The organism is Protofrankia sp. CiP3, from assembly GCF_917627345.1.
Classification (GTDB): Bacteria; Actinomycetota; Actinomycetes; order Frankiales; family Frankiaceae; genus Protofrankia.
Genome location: NZ_CAKJTM010000031.1, coordinates 16,718 through 37,745, shown reverse-complemented (window position 1 = coordinate 37,745; position 21,028 = coordinate 16,718). Strand labels below are relative to the sequence as shown.

At 65.7% G+C, this 21,028-nt stretch carries 16 protein-coding genes and 2 pseudogenes; 8 read left to right on the top strand and 10 right to left on the bottom strand.

What is annotated here, in order from left to right:
- The first annotated feature begins 334 nt into the window (after positions 1 to 334).
- A complete protein-coding gene (locus MJ797_RS13180; RefSeq protein WP_239334629.1) occupies positions 335 to 1,843 on the top strand; it encodes an MFS transporter in 1,509 nt (502 codons plus the stop codon).
- 215 nt (positions 1,844 to 2,058) lie between these two features.
- Here the strand turns inward: MJ797_RS13180 and MJ797_RS13175 are convergent, their stop codons facing one another.
- Together MJ797_RS13175 and MJ797_RS13170 are read right to left on the bottom strand one after the other, a co-directional pair.
- A complete protein-coding gene (locus MJ797_RS13175) occupies positions 2,059 to 3,714 on the bottom strand; it encodes an alkaline phosphatase family protein (RefSeq protein WP_239334628.1) in 1,656 nt (551 codons plus the stop codon).
- Positions 3,715 to 4,251: 537 nt separating this feature from the next.
- Positions 4,252 to 4,707 carry a hotdog fold thioesterase gene (locus MJ797_RS13170; RefSeq protein WP_239334641.1) on the bottom strand — a complete coding sequence of 152 codons (456 nt, stop codon included), beginning with the start codon at positions 4,705 to 4,707 and terminating at the stop codon, positions 4,252 to 4,254.
- Positions 4,708 to 5,528: 821 nt separating this feature from the next.
- On the opposite strand from MJ797_RS13170, the gene MJ797_RS13165 reads away from it, so the two are divergent.
- Together MJ797_RS13165 and MJ797_RS13160 are read left to right on the top strand one after the other, a co-directional pair.
- On the top strand, positions 5,529 to 6,635 hold the full coding sequence (locus tag MJ797_RS13165; RefSeq protein WP_239334627.1) for a porin PorA family protein: 1,107 nt from the start codon (positions 5,529 to 5,531) through the stop codon (positions 6,633 to 6,635).
- A gap of 1,738 nt (positions 6,636 to 8,373) precedes the next feature.
- A complete protein-coding gene (locus MJ797_RS13160) occupies positions 8,374 to 8,736 on the top strand; it encodes a hypothetical protein (RefSeq protein WP_239334626.1) in 363 nt (120 codons plus the stop codon).
- Between the two features lie 4 nt (positions 8,737 to 8,740).
- Here MJ797_RS13160 and MJ797_RS13155 read toward each other — a convergent pair whose 3' ends face one another.
- The gene (locus tag MJ797_RS13155; RefSeq protein WP_239334625.1) at positions 8,741 to 9,151 is read right to left on the bottom strand and encodes a hypothetical protein; all 411 of its coding nucleotides are present in this window, start codon (positions 9,149 to 9,151) and stop codon (positions 8,741 to 8,743) included.
- A gap of 290 nt (positions 9,152 to 9,441) precedes the next feature.
- Here MJ797_RS13155 and MJ797_RS13150 point away from each other — a divergent pair, with 290 nt between their 5' ends.
- Positions 9,442 to 10,152: an alpha/beta hydrolase gene (locus MJ797_RS13150; RefSeq protein ID WP_239334624.1), complete on the top strand. Its 711-nt coding sequence runs from the start codon at positions 9,442 to 9,444 to the stop codon at positions 10,150 to 10,152.
- Between the two features lie 265 nt (positions 10,153 to 10,417).
- Here the strand turns inward: MJ797_RS13150 and MJ797_RS27490 are convergent.
- The 4 genes and pseudogenes from MJ797_RS27490 to MJ797_RS13130 all read right to left on the bottom strand — a co-directional run bounded on the left by MJ797_RS27490 (position 10,418) and on the right by MJ797_RS13130 (position 14,176).
- Positions 10,418 to 10,837, bottom strand: a pseudogene (locus MJ797_RS27490) (phage tail protein).
- A 163-nt stretch (positions 10,838 to 11,000) separates the two neighbouring features.
- On the bottom strand, positions 11,001 to 12,422 hold the full coding sequence (locus tag MJ797_RS13140) for an FAD-binding oxidoreductase (protein ID WP_239334622.1): 1,422 nt from the start codon (positions 12,420 to 12,422) through the stop codon (positions 11,001 to 11,003).
- Positions 12,423 to 12,895: 473 nt separating this feature from the next.
- Positions 12,896 to 13,141, bottom strand: coding sequence for a hypothetical protein (locus MJ797_RS13135; protein ID WP_239334621.1), 246 nt, complete (start codon positions 13,139 to 13,141; stop codon positions 12,896 to 12,898).
- Between the two features lie 165 nt (positions 13,142 to 13,306).
- Entirely contained in the window at positions 13,307 to 14,176 is an 870-nt protein-coding gene (locus MJ797_RS13130; RefSeq protein ID WP_239334620.1) for an LLM class F420-dependent oxidoreductase, read from the bottom strand.
- A 367-nt stretch (positions 14,177 to 14,543) separates the two neighbouring features.
- Between MJ797_RS13130 and MJ797_RS13125 the strand changes: the two genes are divergently transcribed.
- The gene (locus MJ797_RS13125; RefSeq protein ID WP_239334619.1) at positions 14,544 to 14,783 is read left to right on the top strand and encodes a DUF433 domain-containing protein; all 240 of its coding nucleotides are present in this window, start codon (positions 14,544 to 14,546) and stop codon (positions 14,781 to 14,783) included.
- Between the two features lie 271 nt (positions 14,784 to 15,054).
- Positions 15,055 to 15,220, top strand: a pseudogene (locus tag MJ797_RS13120) (transposase); the annotation flags it as partial.
- A gap of 6 nt (positions 15,221 to 15,226) precedes the next feature.
- On the opposite strand, the gene MJ797_RS13115 reads toward MJ797_RS13120, so the two are convergent.
- Positions 15,227 to 16,558 carry a hypothetical protein gene (locus tag MJ797_RS13115; protein ID WP_239334618.1) on the bottom strand — a complete coding sequence of 444 codons (1,332 nt, stop codon included), beginning with the start codon at positions 16,556 to 16,558 and terminating at the stop codon, positions 15,227 to 15,229.
- Positions 16,559 to 16,758: 200 nt separating this feature from the next.
- Positions 16,759 to 17,199, bottom strand: coding sequence for a hypothetical protein (locus MJ797_RS13110; protein ID WP_374582123.1), 441 nt, complete (start codon positions 17,197 to 17,199; stop codon positions 16,759 to 16,761).
- 466 nt (positions 17,200 to 17,665) lie between these two features.
- Here MJ797_RS13110 and MJ797_RS13105 point away from each other — a divergent pair, with 466 nt between their 5' ends.
- Together MJ797_RS13105 and MJ797_RS13100 are read left to right on the top strand one after the other, a co-directional pair.
- Complete coding sequence (locus MJ797_RS13105) at positions 17,666 to 17,977, top strand: hypothetical protein (RefSeq protein ID WP_239334616.1); 312 nt, start codon at positions 17,666 to 17,668, stop codon at positions 17,975 to 17,977.
- Positions 17,974 to 18,459 carry a hypothetical protein gene (locus MJ797_RS13100; protein WP_239334615.1) on the top strand — a complete coding sequence of 162 codons (486 nt, stop codon included), beginning with the start codon at positions 17,974 to 17,976 and terminating at the stop codon, positions 18,457 to 18,459. The genes MJ797_RS13105 and MJ797_RS13100 overlap by 4 nt, the downstream gene beginning before the upstream one ends.
- A gap of 283 nt (positions 18,460 to 18,742) precedes the next feature.
- Here the strand turns inward: MJ797_RS13100 and MJ797_RS13095 are convergent, their stop codons facing one another.
- Positions 18,743 to 20,869, bottom strand: a complete 2,127-nt coding sequence (locus MJ797_RS13095; protein ID WP_239334614.1) for an ABC transporter ATP-binding protein — start codon at positions 20,867 to 20,869, stop codon at positions 18,743 to 18,745.
- Between the last annotated feature and the right edge of the window lie 159 nt (positions 20,870 to 21,028).

Here is a 21,028-nt window from a genome sequence, read left to right as displayed (position 1 = left end):
AGCCGGCCGGCCCCATCCTCGGCTGATCGTCAGGGGAGAGCGTCAGGACACCTCACGGGTGTTCGCGCCGGCCGTGCCGTGGTTGCCGTATGGATTATGGCGAGTCGAGCGCCATCGCCGCGCTCGGGCTGACCCCGTGTTGACCGCGAACGTCAAGGTTCCCAACGTGTCGGTGGCCAAGACGTCGACGGCCTTGCGGTAGATACGCCGAGCCAGGCGCGTCAGCGCAACGATCGCGCCTGGCTCGGTGCGGGTAACAGTAATTATATTAATAATTCTAACTATTTATGTATTAAAATCGTTTTTTGGTAATTAATGTTATAGTAATTGTCCTATGAGCGAAATTATCGTTCCAGCTTCGGCCATGCGCTCATACCGACGGTGGCTCCCCCTCCTCGTCGTCCTGACGGCCCAGCTTATGATCATTCTTGACTCCAGCGTGGTGAACGTCGCGCTGCCCGTCATCCAGCATGATCTGGGTATCAGCCAGGCCAGCCTCACCTGGGTCATCAACAGTTATTTGATCAGCTATGGCAGCTTCCTTCTCGTCGCCGGCCGGCTGGGCGATCTCGTTGGGCGCAAGAAGGTCTTCCTCAGCGGCGTCGCGCTGTTCACCGCGGCCTCGGCCGCCTGCGGGCTTGCCGGCGATCAGGCGGTCCTCATCGTCGCCCGCTTCGCGCAGGGCCTGGGCGGAGCGCTCGCGTCGGCGACCGTTCTCGCGTTCATCGTCACCGACTTCCCGCAACCGCGTGAGCGCGCCCGGGCTATGAGCATCTACCTGCTCGTCACCGTCGGCGGCGGCTCGCTCGGTCTGCTGCTCGGCGGCGTGCTCACGCGGGCCCTGGGATGGCACTGGATTTTCGTTATCAACATCCCGATCGGCGTTCTCGCGCTGCTGGCGGGGGCTGCTCTCATCACCGAACGTTCCGGTTCCGGCCTGCGCCGGGGGGTCGACGCGGCGGGCGCCATCCTGGTCACCGCGGCGGCGCTGGTCGGTATCGACGCGATCGTGCGGGCATCCGAGCACGGCTGGCTGTCGACGTACACGCTTGGGCTCGGCGCGGTCTCGGTCACGCTGCTCGGCGCGTTCGGTTTCCGTGAGTCACACACACCGAACCCGCTCGTTCCGCCGCGGATCCTGCGACTGCGTAGCCTCGTCGGCTCGAGCGCCGTACGCGCGGTCGTGATGGCCGGCATGTACGGGGTGTTCTTCTTCGGCGCGCTGTACCTGGAAGAGGTCCTCGGGTACGACGCGATCCGCACCGGGCTGGCGTTTCTGCCGCAAACCCTCGCAATAGCCGCGCTCTCCTTCGGGATCACCACCCTGCTGGTGTCCCGCTTCGGCCCCAAACAGGTCCTTCTCGGGGGGCTGGCCGTCATGCTCTCGGGCCTGCTGCTCTTCGCCCAGGGAGGTGACGGCGAGCATGTCCATTATTTCCCGGCGCTCTTCGTTTCCTTCACCCTTGTCGGGCTCGGGGCCGGCGCGGCGTTCATGCCGCTGCTGACCATGGCCGTTGCCGATGTCGCACCCGCCGACGCCGGGCTGGCCTCGGGGATCGTCAACGTCTCCATGCAGATCTCGGCAGCGGTCGGCCTCGCGGTGCTGGGGACGCTGTCCACCAAGCGGACCGCCACGCTTGTGGCGGAAGGTCATACCCAGATCGCGGCGCTCGCCGGCGGTTGCCGCCTCGGGTTGCTCGTCGGCGCCGGATGCGTGGCCTTTGGCCTGCTGCTGGCCGCCGCGGTACTGCGCCCTGGGCGGGCCAGCGCGGAGCCGGTGGGTGTTCCCAAGCAGCTGGCGGACGAAGCCGGTCTGGCCGAGCCGTCGGCGTCCGCACCGTGACGTCCGCGTCGTGATCAGAGCAGCCGGAGCGAGTGTCGACCATGGATCAAGAGCGGCCAGCGCCGCGCCTCCGGCGCCAGCCTCACCGTGGAGGAGCCGCCGCACGGTCAGCGGGCGGCCCCCTCCGGGGAGCCGGTGTTCAGTTGATCAAAAAATGTTTGATCAAAAACGGTGCGATTATGATTTTTTTGTGCTGCCGGAGGCTTTTATGATCACTAGTTCCCGCGCCGGCCCGGCTGCGCGCCAGCGCTGCGCAGCGCCCCGGACAGGTCCGCGACATGTGCGTCACGGCTGGTCAGCGGCTTGAGCCCCAGGCTGCGCTCGATGGTTGCCAGGATGGACGTCGTGTCGTAGACAGTGTGATCGACGCCGGAATGTGGCAGGGACCTGCTTATCACCAGTGCCGGAACGCGAGTCCCCGGTCCGAACTGGTCATAGACCCCCCGGGTGGGGCTGCCCTTGCCGGGTGGGGAGATATGGTCCCACTGACCGCCGAACTCGTCATAGGTGACCATAACCAGTGTGTCCTTGCCCGCAGGCCCGTTTTCGATCGTCTTGAGCAGGTCGACGAGGTGGTCGCTACCGTCCGGCTCACTGGCGTAGCCAGGATGCTCGTTCTCCGCGCCGTAGGGCTTGACAAAGCTGACGGTCGGCAACATACCTTTCGTTGCAGCTGCAATGAATTTTGTTTCGTCCTGTAGATGGGCCCGGCCCGGCTGTCCCGGTGAGTACGCGGCGAAGTAGTTGAGCGGCTGGTGGTGGTACTGGAAGAGCGGACCGGCGTGACCCGCCTCCGCGTCGTCCCAGCCGCCGGAGTACCAGTTCCAGGAGACGCCGGCAGCGCTCAGCCGGTCCCCGATGTTCGGATACTTGGCGTCGTCGATCAGTGGAAGCCTGGTGGTGCTGGAACTGTGTGGGGCGTTGGTGGGCTGGATGGTGTTGATCGCGTAGTCGCCGCAGGCCACCGTGGGATTGGCGGTTGGGCCGCAGGCCTGGGTCAGCTGCGCGTCCCGCACCGCTGTGGTGGTTGGCTTGTACAGCGGATAGGTGGTCGGGAAGCCGTCGGCGTCCACCACCGAGTGCAGGTTCGCGTCTGGGCCGCCGGCTCCGGCGCTCGTGTCGATCGGGGCCCGCGCCGCGACCAGGAACTGGTGATTCAGGAAGGAACCACCGAACGCGGCTTGGAAGAAGTGGTCGGCGATCACGTAGTGTGGGGCCTCGGCGCCGTGCAGATACTTGTAGATCGGCAACGACCTGGTGTCGTAGACGCCCATGGTCAGGCCCACCGCGTCACTGCCCGTGACGTAACGGTCCTGCCTGCCGCCGTCGATCTGATACTGCTCCTGGTAGAAACGGTGCGCCAGGTCACGGGTGCATCCACCGGGCTCGCTGCCCGCGCTGTTCGCGAGGACACCGTTGGTCGCGGCGACCCCGGGTGCCGGGCACGTGCGGGCATTCGCCGGAATGTAGCTGTCGATGGTGAACGGTTTGTTGCGGAAATAGCTTGCGGGGACCCCGTTCGCCGCGTCCACGCAGGTCGTGGGCAACGGACTGGGCGACGTCAGGTTCACGTCGTTCTGCGGTAGACAGGTGTAGCGTTTGCCGTCCTGCGTGACCTGGGCGGTGTGTGACCTGTCCGCATCCCTCAGGCCGTCGACCCGCTCGCCGTCAACCGTGCCCCATCGCCCGTAGAGATTGTCGAAGCTGTGATTCTCCTCGTAGATCACTACAAGGTGTTTATACCGACCGAGAATCGGGCCGTGCCTGCCGTGTTGTGGCGGGTTGGCAAGCACGCCCGGGGCCATCCCCAGCCCGATCACCGCGGTCGCGCTCGCCGCGAGAGCGGCGTGGACTACCTGTCGTCGTCGCACAGTTCCTCCGATCCTCCGACGATCATCCGAATCCAGCTGCCCCCGCGGGACAACCGGAGAGCAGAATATGCGGGCGGTGCCAGTGGTCAATCAGAAGATTTAGAGCGCCCGGCAATAGGTGTGTGCCCCAGCCCCGCGACGCCGCGTCCCCTATTGCCGGGCGCTCTTATTGTCGGTGTTTGTTACCCGGGCCAGCTTGAACGGCATTATGGTATTCGCCGGGTGCGCGTGCTGTAGGTGTCGGTAAGAGATGACCGTCCTGGCGGCGCGGCGGTCAGCCGGTACGCTTGTTCTTGTTCTGTAGCCGCCGTGGCCTGGGCGAATGCGGTTCGAGTGGCGCCTTTCGTCCTCGGGCGGGTGCGCAGGTATCCCTCGGTGGCTTGTGTCGTTGTCGAGGTGACTCCGCGGGATGCGGCAATGCCGCTCTTCCGGAGAGCCGGACCTGAAGTATCGGAGCCCTTGCATCCGGCTGGTCCCACCGGTGTCCGCTCACCGGTGTCCGCGGCGGACGTCCGTAGCAGCCGTCCGCCGGCCTGGCTACGCGATGTTCCGCCCGGCTCCGGGCGGAACATCGCGAAACAGGCAGGTTAGTCGCGACGTACACACAGGGTGACCAGAGTCGTCGATGATCCGGATGTCGTAGGTGCTGAGCGTCGCGCCGACCTGGATCGCGGTGGCTGTCGCCGTCACCATGCCCGACCGCGCGGCTCGGTGGTGGGTCGCGTTGATTTCGATCCCCACGGCAGCCCGGCCGGCCGCGGCAGGCGAGATCGCCGCGGCGAGTGAGCCGACCGTCTCGGCGAGCACCACGGACGCGCCCCCGTGGAGCAGCCCGTAGGGCTGTCGGTTGCCCTCGACCGGCATCGTCGCGACGATCCGGTCCGCAGTGGCTTCGATGACCGTGATGCCCATGCGTGCGGCCAGCTCGCCCCGGCTGTGGTTCAGGACAGTGACGGCATCCTCGCCGGGGCCGATGCGGAAGGCCGCGGAAATGGCCGCCGCGGTGTCGGTGATCGAATTGGTGTCTGGGCTTGCGCGGATGCCCGGGTCCAGATCGGTGCTGGCACCGATGATCGGATCTGCCACGTGAGCTCCCTTCTTCCTGTCCTCACATTCAAGCGCGTGTCAGCGTCTGCTGTCACAGGTGAGCGGAAGTCCAAAAAATTATAGAAGTCAACCGAAACGCGGCTCCCGAAACGTCGCTGAGCCAGCGAATCGCCAGGACCTGTGATGCCAGGCGCTGCCTGGCGTATGGTTCTCGGCCCGTGAGCCGGCTACCCCGCGGGGAAGCTGGTGGCTGATCCGTGGACCTCGGCGATCCGCGCCGGGATGCCCATCAACGTCTGTGCCGTATACAAGCCCACTACCTGCGTATTCATCGATACCCGACGCTGATGGACCCGTCCCGGTACCGCGATCGCAAGGCGCGGGCACCGGAGCGGAATCCGCCATCCCGATCCGTCGAGGGCCGCCGGGTCCTGAGTGGAATCGCTCGGTTCGGGCACCTGAAGGTGGCCGCAGGCAACCTGGAACTGTCGGCAGGCCTGTCGGGTCGGTGGCATGTACCATCCCCCTTCTACATGCTCACTACAACAGCCGATGCCGTCCCGAGGACGCGGCGGAATGGATGTGCATGCTCCAGACTGCTGTGAACCATGGGCGCCCGGTTGGCCGTTGCATCGGCGGGGGCTTCACCTGCGCAGGTGCGAGGCTGGCGACTCGTTGCCGGTGCAAACGCCGTTGCGTGACTCGACAGAACCACCCGTGAGGCAGGCTGGACGGCTTGCGGGTCCGAACCGATGGGAGGTTCCCCGATGGCGTTACGACGCTCATCCATCCTGCTGGGAACGGCTGGGTTGCTCCTGGTCGCGCTGGCGCTTATTGAGCGCTTCGCGGTCGTGCCCATCCTGACGAGGCTGCCCGGGGACACGAACGTATCGTTCAACTTCGCGGGGACGGGAACCCTGCTCGACACGAAGGCCCTCGCTTCCGGTGACATGGCCCACGTGTGGCAGAAGGATGTGCCGCTCACCATGGAACGGCAGGTCCGGGTTGTCAGCACCAGCGGTGACGTCGCCATCGTTCATGATGATTCCACCCTGCACGCGGGGCCGACCGTCCTGCCGTCCAGCCAGGTGTATGCCGTCGACCGCAGCACCCTCGAGGCCACTACGCCGCCGGCCGGCGTGTCCGTTGAGGTTGAGCCCGCGTCTGGCCTCACCGTGGGCTTCCCGATACATCCGAAGGCGGACAACTCCTATCAGTTCTACGATTCCGCGGCACGACAGACCGTCCCGGTGACCTATGAGGGTGCCGACGGCAAGTACTTCGGCCGCAGCGTCGGCATCTACCATGCGGTGTCGGCCGGGCCCGTCCAGGATGCCGATCTGAGCCACACGCTGCCCGCCGTGTTGCCGAAGGACAAGCTGACCCCGCTGGTGTCGTTGTTGCCCGCCGACGTGCAGACAAAACTGCTTGCGGCGAATGCGACCCTGCCCAGTGCCATACCGATGCACTACACCGTGGCCAAGGATCTGCATGTATGGATCGACACTGTGACCGGCCTCGCCGTGAAGGAAACGGCGAATGAGAAGATCCTCGCCGGTGTCTCCATCGACGGCCAGGTGGTCAACCTCCTTCCGGTGCTGGCCGTCGACCTCACCGTGACACCGCGCAGTCAGGAGGAGCTGGCACGTAAGTCCGCGGCTGTTGCCCGGCAGCTGACCATGGTTGAGGTCATTGTGCCGATCGTTCTTGGCATGCTGGGCCTTGTTCTGCTGGCGGTCGCGATTATTCGTCAGCGTCGTTCGTCCGACCGCGAGTCAGCCCCTATAGTAGCGTCGCTGGTAGCTACGCCCGGACCCTCCACCGATGCAGGGTCGGCCAGTCGGCATGTTTCTTATCAAGGCCCGCTGTCCTAGCCGAAATGGCAGGCACCAAGTTTGCCGGTGTGCGTGCGGGCGTGCAGTGGACTTCACTGCATCGAGTGGCTCTCGATGACTGCCGTTCTGAATCTTTCTGGTGGCGTTCTCCAAAGAACTGATGACAGTACTGTTCGCGGGTGTGGCGGTCCCGTCGCTGGTATGTCAGCGACGGGACCGGGCGTCAGGCCGGGCGGCGGGGGGCGTCACCGCCGGGGTCATCAGCGCTCTCCACCAATGGGATGGGATCGATGGCTCGACCTGCCGCGGTCTCCTGCTCGTAGACATGGCGCACAAGGTGGAGCCATTACTGAGAGTTCCGCGCTGTTTTTCTAGTACGGCAGCGACAGTGGTCGGCTGGTGGTCTTCTGGTATCGGGCCGGCGTGGCGCGTTGCGAGGCAGTCGCGATGCGGCTCTCGAAGGCCGTTCTGACCTGTCTACGGCGAGATCCGGATCCTCTCCACCGTCTTCGACGAGGTTGTCGGCGTGCGAACTCGTCCAGTGGTGATCGAATCATGTCACGACACAGCGCGGCGCGCCCGCCATTCGTCGATCTCTGCCCTGTGCAGAGCTGTGTGCGGTCATGCTTTGTCCATCTCTAGATGATGTTGATCAGTATCCCAGAAGGCCACGTTCCCACAGGTCAAGGGCTCTGTAACGTCCCAGCATCCCAGCCCGGCTTCGATCCGTTGCCAGCCGCCCAAGGACCCTGCCAAGCTGGCACGGCCAAAAGATTTTCGAGAAAAACCGACGCGGTGTAACCGCGAAAGTCGAGCCTCGTGAAAAACTGACGCATTCGTAAGGCTTTTCAGGAAAATGTAATCAGACGCGATCAGGGAGATGGTGCTGCCATGCACAAGAGAATGTCTCGGCTGGCCCGAGCGGCTGCCACAATATCTACTGTTGTCCTTGTGGCGTCCGGGGCCGCGGTTGCGGAAGCACCTGCCGCATCCGCAGCTACGTGCGACCGGGTTGTTGGTTTCCTCTGCGGCGCGGTGAAGAACAGGACCGGCAGGACGATGCATATTACTTTCGATCTTGGATCCGGAAATGGCTTTTGTGACGTGTGGAACTGGGATGGCGGACCAGGAGAGTCTTTCAAGCACGCCCGCTGCAGCCAGGAACCGCGGGGCAACGGGACGACCGGCGGCAACGGTACCGGCGTCGACGTTGATGCGTTCACATTTAACAACGAGGGCTACCATGAAAGATTTTCCCGTGTGGGATCGTGGCACTGGCGACAGAAAGGTGTCTGGACAAAGGTCAGGAGTGGTGAGATCGCGGATTGCGGTGTCGGCGCCGGCAACGAGATCTGGTGCACTGTGCTCTGGCAGGGATAAATGGCTCTTCGCAACGCAGCCAACAGCCAGTCTGATCCGAACACCAACTATACCGCCTAGTCTTTGTACTCCTGCGTGTGCTTCCGGGGTGTTGCCCCCATAAGGCCCCTTCCTCTCGGACAGTGGACTTCAGGTCCGCTGTCCACGGAACCGGGACCGCTCCACGCCGAAAGCCGTCCGACGCCGTGCGCAGTCGGCTCCTCGTCCGCGACGCCGTAAAGCACCCCCGGCCGCGACGATCGAGGCCGTCCTTGACGCCTACGAGAGGTCTTCACTCGGCTCGCCAACAACACATCAGTTATCCACCTGGATATCAACGTAAAAACATCTGTGTGCGGACCGCTACCGGAGGGTGCGGCCGACGGCCCAGGCCCGGTCGGTGACGGATAGCCTGCCTGTGTCCGTCACCGACCCGCGGAGGAGACCTTTGGAGATCCGAGAAGCCCAGAAACGCGCCTGGGCCAACAAGATTGACAAGGGATTCAACACCACCGACACGGCATTGGAGTTTGGACTGCTCACCGCCGAGGTCGGTGAAGCGTTCACCGCCTGGCGTAAACGACTCCCTGACTTCGGCGAAGAACTCGCGGACATCGCCATCTACCTCATGGCACTCGCCGAAATGAACGGCATCGACCTCGACACCGAGGTCGTGCGGAAGCTCGACAAGAATGTCGGCCGCACCTACGAACGCACGGCCGACGGCGTCCTCGGCCGCGTCCGGGAACAAGATCCGAAAGGCCAGGCATCGAGCGGATAATTCGTCACTCGCGGTTGGTGCGTGCGGCCCGGGCATAGTGCGGCTCCGAGCCGGCCCGCCGCGGCGGGACCAGAACTCGGGCGAACGAGCCTTCGAAGCGTTCCCGCGCCACCGAGTGTTCTTCTGAGGTCAGCCAGCCGTCGTCGGCGACCTCGTCTATTATCCGCGGTGTGAGGTCGACGACACTGGTAGCGAAGCTGCGCACCAGCAAATGGATGGTGACCTCGGACGGTGTCCAGGTAATCAGCCCGGTCCAGACGCCTTCGTCGAGCATGTGCAACCAGATGCCGCGACTACGCCAGCGGACCTGGAAACAGCCGGTGAGACGAGCGTGGAGCACAGCCACCCGTTCTCCGCAGGCAGCGGACCAGAACTCATGCGGGTTGTCCAGCAGCGAGATTGTCGAGATTGTCACGTCCAGTAGTCGGTTGAGTTTGGCGTGGGATGGTGATCCCGCCATCTGTATCGCGACAGCCTGGACACATCCCAGCTACGCACATCCTCGTATGGCCGGCGCGGAGATCGCGCGGCATCCTCTTCGCAAGAGGCGGGTCGATGGGTCCGTGGTGTCCGCGGCCGACGCCCGGTTGCGGACGGCGTCCCGGCGCTGCCAGCTGTGGTCCACTCGCCGTCCACAAAACCTGATCGGCCCGACTGTCGGGCTGTTCTCGCGTCCAGACTGTCATGGAGGAGTGGTTCTTCGCGATGCCTACCGACAAGCCTGCCATTGTTCTGATCCACGGGGCGTTCGCCGATGCGTCCGGTTGGGGCGATGTGGTCGCGAGGCTTCAGGCCCTCGGCTTCACCTGTTACGCCCCGGCCAATCCGTTGCGCGGTGTGATCAGCGACGGTGAGTACATCCGCGCGTTCGTCTCCACTATTGACGGCCCGGTCGTGCTGGTCGGGCATTCCTACGGTGGCAGTGTGATCACCAATGCCAGTACGGGAAACGCCAACGTCAAGGCCTTGGTCTACGTTGCCGCCTTCGCGCCGGAGGAGGGTGAGGCGCTGGGTGCCGCGCTCGCGCTGGGTGACGGGAGCACCGATCTGGCCAAGCATCTGGTGCTCCGGCCCTACCCGGGCGCTCCCGAGGGCGACGCCGACGTGTATATCGATCCGGCGTACTTCCACGAGCTGTTCTGCGCCGATGTCGACGCGGGGCGGGCGGTGGTCATGGCGTCGAGCCAGCGCGGCTTCGCCGCGTCGTGCCTGTCGACGCCGTCGGGGACGCCGGGGTGGCGCACGATTCCGAGCTGGTATCTCGTGGCGGCGAACGACGCAACGATCCCACCGGAGGCCGAGCGGGTGATGGCGACGCGCGCCGGCGCGCACACGATCGAGGTGGCCAGCTCCCACGTAGCCATGATCAGCCATCCGGTGGAGACGGCCGACCTGATCATCGCTGCCGCCAGCTGACGATCGCCGAGCCGTTGTCTCGGCACAGTCACCTGAGCGTGACCCCCTACGGTGGGACTGGTCAACTTTCCGGTGCAACGGTTGATGTTGATGCTACTTGGAGACCACTACGGCGGTCACCAGAGGTGACGGCTATGCGCGGCCGGCGGCCGGCGCCCGGCGCCCGGCGGCGTACGGCGAGCCGTCGCGTACCGGATTCGGGGTGTCTCGTGGTCTGGGGCCCGACCGGCGGGAGATGGCTGACCGGCAGAACCACTGGCGGGGGTCAGCACTCGTTTTTGATGATGAAGTAGGAGCCGCGTATGGTTCCGGCCAGCTTCGACTTCTGCCGGGCGAACTTGAACGAGGCGAGTTCCGCGGGGATTTCCATCCCGTCGGAGAGCTTGAACCCAACCGCCCGTTTCCCGAGGTCGTCGACGGTGTACATCACATTGATCGACAGGCCGTTCTCGTAGAAGACATAATGCCATCCGAATGTTCTCGACCTGGAATGCGATCGCCTCGAGCGGGTGAGCGGAGATGACGATACCGCGTCCTTCGTTGAGGATCCGGCTCATCCAGTCGATGGCCGGCCCGGCGTTGCTCGCGGGGGCTCGACCGTGAAGACGCGGTCGTACTTGTTCTTGAAGCAGCGAGCCTCGTTCGCCCGCAGACCAGCGAGTGCGGTCGCGGCCGGTGACGACATGGCCCGGGTGGCCGGAGCGGTCAGGGTCGTTGACTCGCGGAAACGTTCACCGAACTTCCCTGGCCAGCTGACGAGGCGACCAACCCGCCGACGCCCCTATCCCACCCGAGGCGGCGCCGGAGCCCCGGCCGCGATCAGGACGCGGCCGGCTCGTCCGCAGCCGTCACGATGTCCTCGCGCGGGGGATGTCTTCCGGGCGACCTTTCCAGTCGGGCCCGGTCGGGCGCATCCTTCCGATGTCCCTCCCGCTGGCGGGTGGGATCGCTTGCGGAAAATTGAAGACGCGATGTGGATCGACCGCCGCCTTTATCTTCTCGAGTCGTCGAAGGTTGGTCGCGTAGTACTGCTGAAGAAAGTCCGTCAATGAGGGGTCGAGAAAGTTCTGATATGCCTGTGGGATGGCATAGGGTGATATCGCATCGTAGAAGTCGCCGAGCCATGCGAGGTTGGCCTCGACGCTGTCGACAGAATCGCTGCCGCTCCACTTCAGGTACCACAACATGAACCAGTTGTTGTCGCGATGGACGAATGCGGTGGCGTCGGCGGGAACCGTGCTGGCCTGGCCGCCGGTCTGCAAAAATGACAGGTTCGCGTAGATTGATGTCCCCGGCCATCGCCGCAGCCAGTAAAGGGCCGTTTCGATCGCTTCGGGACGGACAGGTCCGAAGAAGTAGAGGGAGCGGTTCTGGAACTCGGTTGGTTTCGGGGTGTCAGAGAAGAAGTTCTCTTGCGCGTCCCAGTAGCCCAGCTCCTCGATCGTCGACTGTGCCGGTTGCGCCACGGTGTAAACTGGGGCGAGGATCTTGGCCAACTCTGTGGGCGGGCCGACGAGCTGTCCCTCGAAGACCACCGATACGTCCTGTCCCGCGGCTAGTTCCTTCGGCGTGACCCCAGTCACGGTGGTCCAGCTGCCAAGACTGGTCGGCGAGTCTTCCAACGCGGCGAGCAGGGCCGGCAGCACAGTGTCCGCCTTTGCGTCCCAGATCAAGCGAGAGGCCGTGACGGAGGCGGGCGCGGGAGAGGTCTGCACGGAGAACGAGGTATTAATACCGAAGTTGCCACCACCCCCACCCCGACACGCCCAGAAAAAATCGCCGTTCTCGTCCTCGCTAACCGGCACTATCTCACCATCGGCAGTAACAATCTGGCTGGCGACCAATGAGTCGACGGCAACGCCCAGCCGCCGTATGTTAAATCCGATCCCTCCGCCCAGCAGAAACCCGGCGGCGCCGACTGTCGGACAACGCCCGTGCGTGATGGTGGCATCATTCTGGCGCAGAGCACGATATACGTCAGCATTCAGGCAGCCGCCGCCGATCGTAGCAACACCTGTACGCCCGTCAAATTGCGCCTGATTCATAAGCTTGGTGTCGATCATCAGGCCGCGGGTCACTGAGAAATCTGCCGATGAATGACCGCCCGACCGTGCGACCAGCGGAAAGCCGTACCTGCGGGACCATTTGATCGCCTCAGCCACATCAGGGGCATTCAGGCAGCGCGCGATTCCGGCCGGCAGGACCGACGCCGCCCGCAGGTTGTAGGGCAGCGCCAGCTCGGCGAAGCCTGGATCACCTGGACGCAGCACAGGCCCTGAAATACTGCGCGCCAGCGTTCTCCAGGCTCCATCGACGTTACGCGCTTCCCTGGCCGCGAATACGGAGCCTCGCGGCCCCCACGACCCTAGCGGCCCGCTCAGGGCGACAGCCGCGATGCCGCTCGCGACAAAAGACCTACGCGTTCGCTCTACACCAACAGGAGGAACAGCCGAATCTGACTGCAGCTTCTCCATAACACCCCATCCAGAGACTCACTCGCTCCGCCCGGGGCCCAGATTACCTCGGCCGGGGTGCATGGCGGCTCAGTCGAAGGTTTGACCGCTCACAATGTATGCTTATTGAGGAATGACTGATTTGGGTAACCGAGATTTATCCCGTCTGCGGATGCACCGCGGCCGCGCAGAGCGAACAGTTCGCCGCAGGCAACCGGGACATGTCGGAGACGATGGGGTTGAGTGAGCCGACGATCCGCGCGGCCGATACCGCTGAAATGTCAGCGGTATCACCTGTTGTGGTATTCCCCGGTGCGGATGTTGATGTAACTGTTCGGGTCGAACCGCTGGCCGTATTCAGGAAAAAACCACTCGATCTTCTGGTGCATACGTTTCCCGTTGCGCATCCCCAGGTCGAAGGCGACGACGGCGGCCCCGGCCTCCTTGCCGTCGGCCGTGATCTGGCCTGGAGCACAACGTATTCGGAGACGCCTGATCCCGATCGCAGTCCCGCCTTCCCACGACAGCCAGGCCATATCTGTCACCAGCCCGGTCGGGTCTCCGCCGTTGAAGATGGTTGCCGACTTGACTTCGCCGTACCCCTTCTAGCTCGGCGGCCCCCACGGGATGCCGAGCGCGTTGAGACCGTGGTGGTGGAGCGGTGATGCCCTCGCTGGCACGTGGCGCCGGTGCGGCACCGGTCACGACAAGCCGAGTGCGTCTGCGACCGAGGCGAGGTAGTCGATGTGGCCGTCGACGGAGTCCAGGTTGCGGCCCATCGTCGCCACCGAGACATGGGTACCACCTGCCTCGCGCCAGGCATCGATCTGCGCCGTGAGGTCGCCGATGCCGCCCAGCGGAACCGCCACGTAGTCAGCGCCGAAGTCCTCGACCGACCTGCCCAGGCCGCGCACGCGATCACGCAGCCGTGTCCAGGCATCGACGGCGTGGTCGACGCCACCGCCACCGAAGAAGATGAAGCCATCCGCGAGTCGGGCAGCCCGCTCGAAGGCCACTTCACCAGATCCACCAAGCCAGATCGGGATGGGCCGCACCGGCTTCGGCACGAGGGCGGCTCTGTCAATTCGGTCGAAACGGCCGGAGAAGTCGACGACAGGCTCGGTGAACAACCGGCGAAGCAGCTCGATCTGCTCCTCCTGCCGGGCCCCGCGGGTGCGGAAGTCCTGGCCGAGGGCCTCATACTCGACGTGGTTCCAGCCGACTCCCACGCCGAGGCGTAGCCGGCCGCCGGAAAGGAGATCAACATCGGCCGCTTGCCGTGCCACAAGCGCTGTCTGACGCTGCGGAAGGATCAGGATCCCGGTGGCGAAACTGACGCGCTCGGTGATGCCGGCCAGGTAGGCGAACATCACGAACGGGTCGTGGAACGGGTCCTGCTCGGTGTATGGCCCCGGCAGCCGAGGCGTTCGATCAGTGTGCACGGCACCGAGCACATGGTCATAGGCGAGGAGGTGCGCAAAGCCCAGGTCCTCGACCGCTCTCCCAATCCGCCGAACGGCGCCCGGATCTCCTCCGAGCTCGATCTGCGGGTAGACGGCGCCGATCTGCATGAGGTCCAGCCTGCCACGGGACTGGACGGGGCGCTGCCCCAGGTCGTCCGCGCCGGACCGGCGAGCTGTATGTCCGGGAAATGCAGTTCAGACGCGGCCCGGTAGTCGGGCGACGCCGCGTCTACCCCGCGCTCGCAGCGACCTGGATGACCACGATCATGTCCCAACCTTCTGATCCTTAGTTTAATCTGGATCATCCACTGACGTTCGTGGACGTTCGCCGCGTCCGAGGATCAGTGGGCGTGCGTCCGCCGACGTGCGTGGTCGTCTGCCGGCTTGCCTGTCAGTGTGGCTGTCACCGGCATACGGCCCGGATCGATCACGTAATGGTGGGCTGGCGCGTCGGTCGGCGAGCATGCTGGGAGGCATGGCGGAGGATCTTCTGTCGCTGGTGGTGGCTGACCCGATGGTCGGCCACGGGCAGGCGTGTATCCGGGGGACACGGGTGCCGGTGAGCGTCGTCCTCGACTGCCTTGCTGACGGTATGTCCGACGGGGAGATCCTCGCGGAGTACCCGGCGTTGAGCGTGCCGGGGATCCGCGCGGCAGCGGTCTACGGCGCGCGTCTGGCGCGGGAGGACCTCGTGCCGCTGCGCACCGCGCCGTGAAGGTCAAGCTCGACGAGGGCCTCTCGGTCTCGCTCGCCGAGCGCCTGGCGAAGCACGGGATCGACGCTGACGCCGTCTACCGTACGTCACGTTCCCTTCCGTTCCGTGGGAGCCTGGGAGTGAGATTCCCCCGGGTGACCCAACCCGACGAGAAACGCCCTCCTGCTGATCGTGGTTTCTCGCCAAAGACACCGTGACCACCAGAAGGCCGTGATGGAGAGTTTGCAAGAAGAGCAGCCCTCGCGCCGAGGCAGCTGAGGACTTCGAGGCGCTGTGCCGCTTCCGGGGAGACTGCTACGACTGTACTGACATGACGCGGCGACGCGTTGTTCGAGCTGGCTGACGCCGTGCTGTGCACCGAGGCCCCGGTCCGGGCACTGGTCAGTTTGTCGTTGGCGCCGGAGCATCAGCGCGGCCACGGCGCCCGCTATGACGGACCGGAGCTACGGCTGGATGCCCCTGAGCTCGTGAGGAGCGCCGTAGCGCCAGGCCGTCCGGGTGATGCCCAGGCAATGGTTGGGATCAGCCGCCGCCGCGGTGGTGCCGGAGTAGTAGTCGTGGGTGAACCCGGAGGTGTTGTTGAAAATCGAGTTGGGTATCGGGTTGGCTAGCGTCTCGTCGGCCCATACGTACGAGGTTGCCGTCCCGCAGTGTACGTACTGCCCGGCAGTGGCGTGGTTGTTGACGGTCGGCGTCGGCGCCACCCCGAGTGCCTCAAAGTAGTCCAGGATTGAGTGGCCGAACTCGTGCTTGAACACGTTGCGGTGACCATAGTTGATGGCGGCGTCGAGAATCAACGTGCTGTAGGTCTGCCCAGTGCCCATGGGGGGTGTGAGCCCGGCCGCGCTGCCGATCCATTCTGGCTGGCCGGTGGCGGCATTCGTCCCGGTGGCAGGCCAGATCACGATGACCGAGTCGAACGACGGGTCCTGATCGGCAGCGGTGTTGCCCGGCGACGGCCACCATCCGTCGCCGCTGCGGTCGAGTTCACTGAGGGGCCGTGTCGGGAAGCGAACCGTCAGGCTCGGCGTCATGTTGCCGCTGGCGAGGGCGGGAAGGTCGGTCTTGACAAAATCGTGGGCCGCGCGCGCCGCTCGGTCCCGCTGGTCCTGGGTCAGCTGCGCGACCACGTGGTGCGTGGTGCCGTCGGGCGCGGGGAAGGAGAAGTCCAGGTTCGGATAGATGAGGGCCAGGATCTTCCATCGGGGCGCCGAGGAGCCCGGCTCAAGCTGCTCCAGTTTGATGTCATCAAACCAGGCCGTGCCCGTGGTTGTGCCGGACCAGTAGCCGAGCCGGGCCGCAACGGTCAGCTCGTGGCTGTCTCCGGAGTTGACGCTCACCCAGACCTTCGTCCAGTCGGACGTGCCGAATACGCCGGGGGAGCGGTCCCAGGTGCCCAGGAAGCCGAGGCTGGCTCCCGCGTCGACCGGGTCGGTCGAGTGCGCGACGCCTACTGTCTTGATCCATCCCGTTATCCGGTACAGCATGTGCGGCTGCACGGCAACGGTCTGCGACCACCACGCGTCGTTGGGCTGTGGCGAGGAAATGCTGACACTCCGGTGTCCGCCGCGGGCCACCGAGCTGGACCAGGAAAATGTGGTCGTAGGTTGGAAGGCGCCGGATGTCCATGCCTGCGGCGCGGCGGCGGATGCGTCCCGCGGTAGCTCGAACCGTCCGTTGACGAGGCCGGTCGAGTTGTCCAAGGCGTACGCGGTCGGATCGGTCACGCCCACTCCCACCGCGACGGCCAACGCCGCGATGACGACGACGGGCAAGCGCCGCAACGCGAGCGGTCGGCGCTCTTCCGAACGCCCGCCCGATGGGCATTCTACCGATCGACGTTCCTCCGAGACCCCGGGGCGGCGCAGTGGCAATAATCGTCGGAACATGTCTCCCCCGCTTTTTCCTGGATTGGCAATGGCGACGAAACAATACACTCCCGCGATCGCCGACAAGCCCGTAGGCTTGGCATTAATCAGATATTAATGGATGCGAAACCATTATTTTCCCAGCTGTCGGCGGGCCACCGTTGACCCGGACCGGAAGCGGCGCAGGCCGTGCCCTTCTCGGCGACAACCTGGGCTGAGCACATCGCGGCGAGCTCCCGGCTGGAGACGGTCAGCTCACCCACCAGCCCGGCCAGCCGTCGGTCGTTCCGGCGCCGGCCACTGGCCCCATCCGCAGGTACGCGACCGTCATCAGACTCCATCGTGTCCCAGCCGTCGCTGTGCCACCGGCGCTTGCACTCCGGCCTCTCCAGCAGGCTCAGATCGTCGCTGTGCTCGATCGCGTCCACTCGATGGGCGACGACATCGCGGTATGCGGCCGGCCACCTTTTGGGGATCTCGGTGATCGGCGTCGAGTCATGCCGGGAGAACCAGGTCGTGTTCTCCCCACGAGCTGCGATCGTTCTGATCAGAACGCGGAGAGTGCTCGCACAGATGCGGCGGGCCTCATCTAGGGAGGGTCGTGTCCTCGGCGTGCTCTGTGCTCTCGTCCGGTTGACGCCGTGACCATCGGGTGCCTAAGATGATCTTAGTTTCTCCCCGCCGTCCTCCGGGACTGGCGGGGCTTTTTCTAGATCGGCTGCTTCCGTGGTGCCACTCCCTGGACGCCGACGATTACGCAGCCTGCCGGGACTACACCGACTACACGGCGATCTGGCTGGCAGACCGATGGCTGCCGCAAAGCGGTCGGCTACCGTGATGCCGTCGGACTGCATCTGAGCCAGATCGACGAGGCTGATGAGCTGCTGACGCGTACTCTCGAACGATCACTCGCTTCGCTCACGATCCTCTGGGTCCCCCGGACCCGTTGGCGCTACTGATCGGCATGGTGCTGGACCAGCAGAACAGCGTAATACGCTGTGTTACGATAACGGCATGCCAAACATTCGGTTCACGATCTCGACGTCCTCGGATGTCCAGGCCGCGATCAGGATGCACGCTGAGGCGGCAGGTATGGATGTGTCCGCCTACATGATTGCGGCGGCTGTCGCGCAGATGGCTCGCGACGATGCTGTCACGGCGACCTTCGCGGCACTTGACGCGCGTAACCAGGCAGCCTTCGAGCAGGCTGGCGGTGTCCCTGAGACGGGCCTGCCGTCGTTCGACGCCCTGACCACGGACGAGCAGGCGCTCGTCCACCGGGTCCTGAGCAGCGCGCTTGGATCGGACGCCGCGAGCGTTGCATGATCGCGCGTACTGTCGTCTATGACGCCGGGATGCTCGTGGCGCTCCTGCGAGACAGCTCGGCGGCACGGCTGCTTCATCACGGCCTGCGCGCAGCTCCGCACCGGCCGGTCGTCATCGGCCCGGTTCTCGCCCAGGCGTGGCGACCGGACCCGAAGACGCTACAGTCCTTCAGCCAGTACCTGAAGGACTGTAGCGTGCCCCAGACTCGGGAGAGCGCGTCCCCCATGCGCGGCGTGTCGGGCGTCCCCGCCGGTTGCGTCGCCTGCGCGAGAACCTTCACTCTTGACTCGTACAAGCGGGCGGGGGCCATGCTCGCCGAGGCCAGGCTTCCCACGAAGAAGCGACCGGACGTCATCGACGCCCTGGTCGTCATCGCGGCTGCTCTTCACGGTCCGGCCCAGATCCTCACCAGCGACCCAGGCGACATAGGTGCCTACACCGCCACACTCGACCGCGCTGACATCGTCGTCGAACCGATCTGAGATGTTCCTCGCGATCATGGGCTGACGCTCCGTCGTTACGAGCTGCCGGGCGCGGTTGCGCGGTCCCAGCACGGCTGGTACGCCGCCGATGTCCCGGATGAGATCGCTGGTGATCCGGATGGCCTCCGCCCCGTCGCCACAGATCGCCACCGTTGGCGCCGTTGGCGCCGTTGGCGCCGGAGTGTCCTGACCACCGCTGGTGGGCCGGCGCGTCCACTGGCCAGCGGTGAAAAGACGAAACGCCGTCACGACCTGTGCCCCGGGGCCGCTGAAGCCCCCCGGATCACTGATGGCTGGCGGGCTGCTCCTGGCCCACCTGCCGGGCGTAGAGGCGGGCGTAGGCGCCCCCTGCCGCCAGCAGTTCGCTGTGCGTGCCCCGTTCGACAACCGTGCCCGCGTCCAGGACGTGGATGGCGTCGGCGTCGACGATCGTCGACAGCCGGTGCGCGATCACCACCCGGGTGCGTCCGGTGCCCAGCCGGGACAGCGCCTCCTGCACCACGTTCTCGGTCAGCGAGTCCAGCTGTGACGTGGCCTCGTCCAGGACGAGCACGGGCGGGTCGGCGAGCAGGACCCGGGCAAGGGCGAGCCGTTGGCGTTCCCCGCCGGAGAGCTGATAGCCGCGGGCCCCGACCATCGTCTCGATACCCCGCGGGAGTTTGTCCAGCAGCGGGCGCAGGCCGGCGTCGACCGCAGCGGTGGCCACCTCGTCGTCACTGGCCTTGAGCCGTCCGTAGCGGATGTTCGTGGCAATCGTGTCGTGGAAGAGGTACGGGTCCTGGGGGACGACGCCGACGAGCGCCCGGAGCTCCTCCCAGCCCATCACGGCGAGGTCGACGCCGCCGCAGAGGATCCGGCCGCGGTCCGGTTGATAGATGCCGGCGAGCAGCGAGCCCAGGGTGCTCTTGCCCGCGCCGCTGGACCCGACGACCGCGGTCTTCTCCCCGGACCGGACGTCCAGGGTGAGGTCGCGCAGGTTCCACCGCTGCGTGCCGTCCCCGGCCGTGTCCCCACGACCACCGCGCAGCGTCGCAGGGTCCTCGTCGGGGTCGCCCACGTACCACCAGCGGCGCCGTGGATCGCGTCCCGCGGCGGACCAGGCGTCCTGCCTGCCCTGTCGGTAGCGGAACCAGACGCGGTCGATGAGCAGGTCCGGGGCGTCCCTGATAGCGGCCGGCGCGGACCGCTGACCGGGCAGCGGTCCGTGGACGGTCGTTCCGGCGCGCTGACCAGCGATTTCGGCGTGGTGACCAGTCGTGGTGGTCGTGGTGGTCGTGGTGGGCAGGTCGCGGGGATCGGGCGGCAGGTCGAGCAGGCCGAAGATCCGTTCGACACCGACGCCGGCCTCCAGCAGGTCCGAGCGGCTTTCCGCCAGGCTCGTGACCGGCCGGTAGGCGTACAGCAACGCGGACGCGAAGGCGATCAGCGTGCCGATCGTGGTGCGTCCGCTGCTCACCAGCCAGCCCCCGAACCCCATCACCGCGACCACCGCGACGGCGGCCCCGGCCGAGGACATCAGCCCGGCGACCGCGGAAACCCGGGTGCGCCGCACGGCGATCCGTTCCAGGTCGTCGGCAACGGTCGCGAACCGTGCCGATTCGTGGCCGGTACGGCCGAACAGCCGGACGTGCAGCGCACCTGCGACGCTGCTGGTGTCGGCGAGCTGGGCGAAGTGCGCGGATCGTAACTTTATGTGCTGCCGGGTCAGTTCGCGGCCACGGCGCCGGCCGAGGGTTGTCAGCGCGAACACGCCAGGGGCCAGCAGCACCGCCAGCAGGCTCAGCCGCCACTCCAGGACGAAGACGGTGGCCGTGCCGACCATGGCGGTGACCGCGGCGGTGACCGCGTGTGGCATGGAGACGGAGACGGCGGCGCGGACCTCGTTCACGTCGTTGCCGAACAGCGACAGCAGCTCGCCCTGGCGTTGGCCCGGGAAGAAGCCGAACGGCAGCCGCAGCAGATGGTCGTGGACGGTGACGGTGACGCGTCTGGTCACCGTCTCACCGAGCCGCGAGCCGATCACCTTGGACGCCGCGCCGGTCACGGCGTCGAACACGAACACCGCCAGCAACAGCGCCACCTGGGGGAGCAGCGCGGACGCGCCCGGCACGGCCAGGCCATGGTCGATCATGTGCCGCAGGATGAACGGGGTCGTGGTGAAGGACAGGGCACCGACCAGGTTCAGCGTTATGATCGCGAGAACACGGCCGCCCTGGTCATCGAAGAACCGGACGCAGCGGGCGGCCGTCGGGCTTGCGGTGAGCCGGGCGAGCACGGTAGCGGCGAGCCGCGGGACGAGGGGTGGCCGGACTGGGGGCTGCGGGCCAGGGCGTGGTGGGACGAGGTGCGGCGGCCGGGTTGGGCCATCCGGTGGGGCTGGGCCGTCCCGCGCGGTGGAAGCAGCGGACACGCATCCCCCTTCAGCCAGGCCCGCACAGGTCGCTTCCCGCGGCCCGTCCTCAGGTACCTTCGGCGCCCGCGCATCAGCATGATGGATGTGTGACCGGTCGGACACCGCATCCATCATCGCCGGACGGGCCGACGGCATGCACCGGTTTTCCTAAGAGCG

Excerpts from the sequence above, each read along its gene's own strand:
- MJ797_RS13125 (WP_239334619.1), top strand. The coding sequence starts at position 14,544 with ATGGCGGAGGATCTTCTGTCGCTGGTGGTGGCTGACCCGATGGTCGGC.
- MJ797_RS13105 (WP_239334616.1), top strand. The coding sequence starts at position 17,666 with ATGCCAAACATTCGGTTCACGATCTCGACGTCCTCGGATGTCCAGGCC.
- MJ797_RS13165 (WP_239334627.1), top strand. The coding sequence starts at position 5,529 with ATGGCGTTACGACGCTCATCCATCCTGCTGGGAACGGCTGGGTTGCTC.
- MJ797_RS13135 (WP_239334621.1), bottom strand. The coding sequence starts at position 13,141 with ATGGCCTGGCTGTCGTGGGAAGGCGGGACTGCGATCGGGATCAGGCGT.
- MJ797_RS13100 (WP_239334615.1), top strand. The coding sequence starts at position 17,974 with ATGATCGCGCGTACTGTCGTCTATGACGCCGGGATGCTCGTGGCGCTC.
- MJ797_RS13180 (WP_239334629.1), top strand. The coding sequence starts at position 335 with ATGAGCGAAATTATCGTTCCAGCTTCGGCCATGCGCTCATACCGACGG.
- MJ797_RS13130 (WP_239334620.1), bottom strand. The coding sequence starts at position 14,176 with ATGCAGATCGGCGCCGTCTACCCGCAGATCGAGCTCGGAGGAGATCCG.
- MJ797_RS13150 (WP_239334624.1), top strand. The coding sequence starts at position 9,442 with ATGCCTACCGACAAGCCTGCCATTGTTCTGATCCACGGGGCGTTCGCC.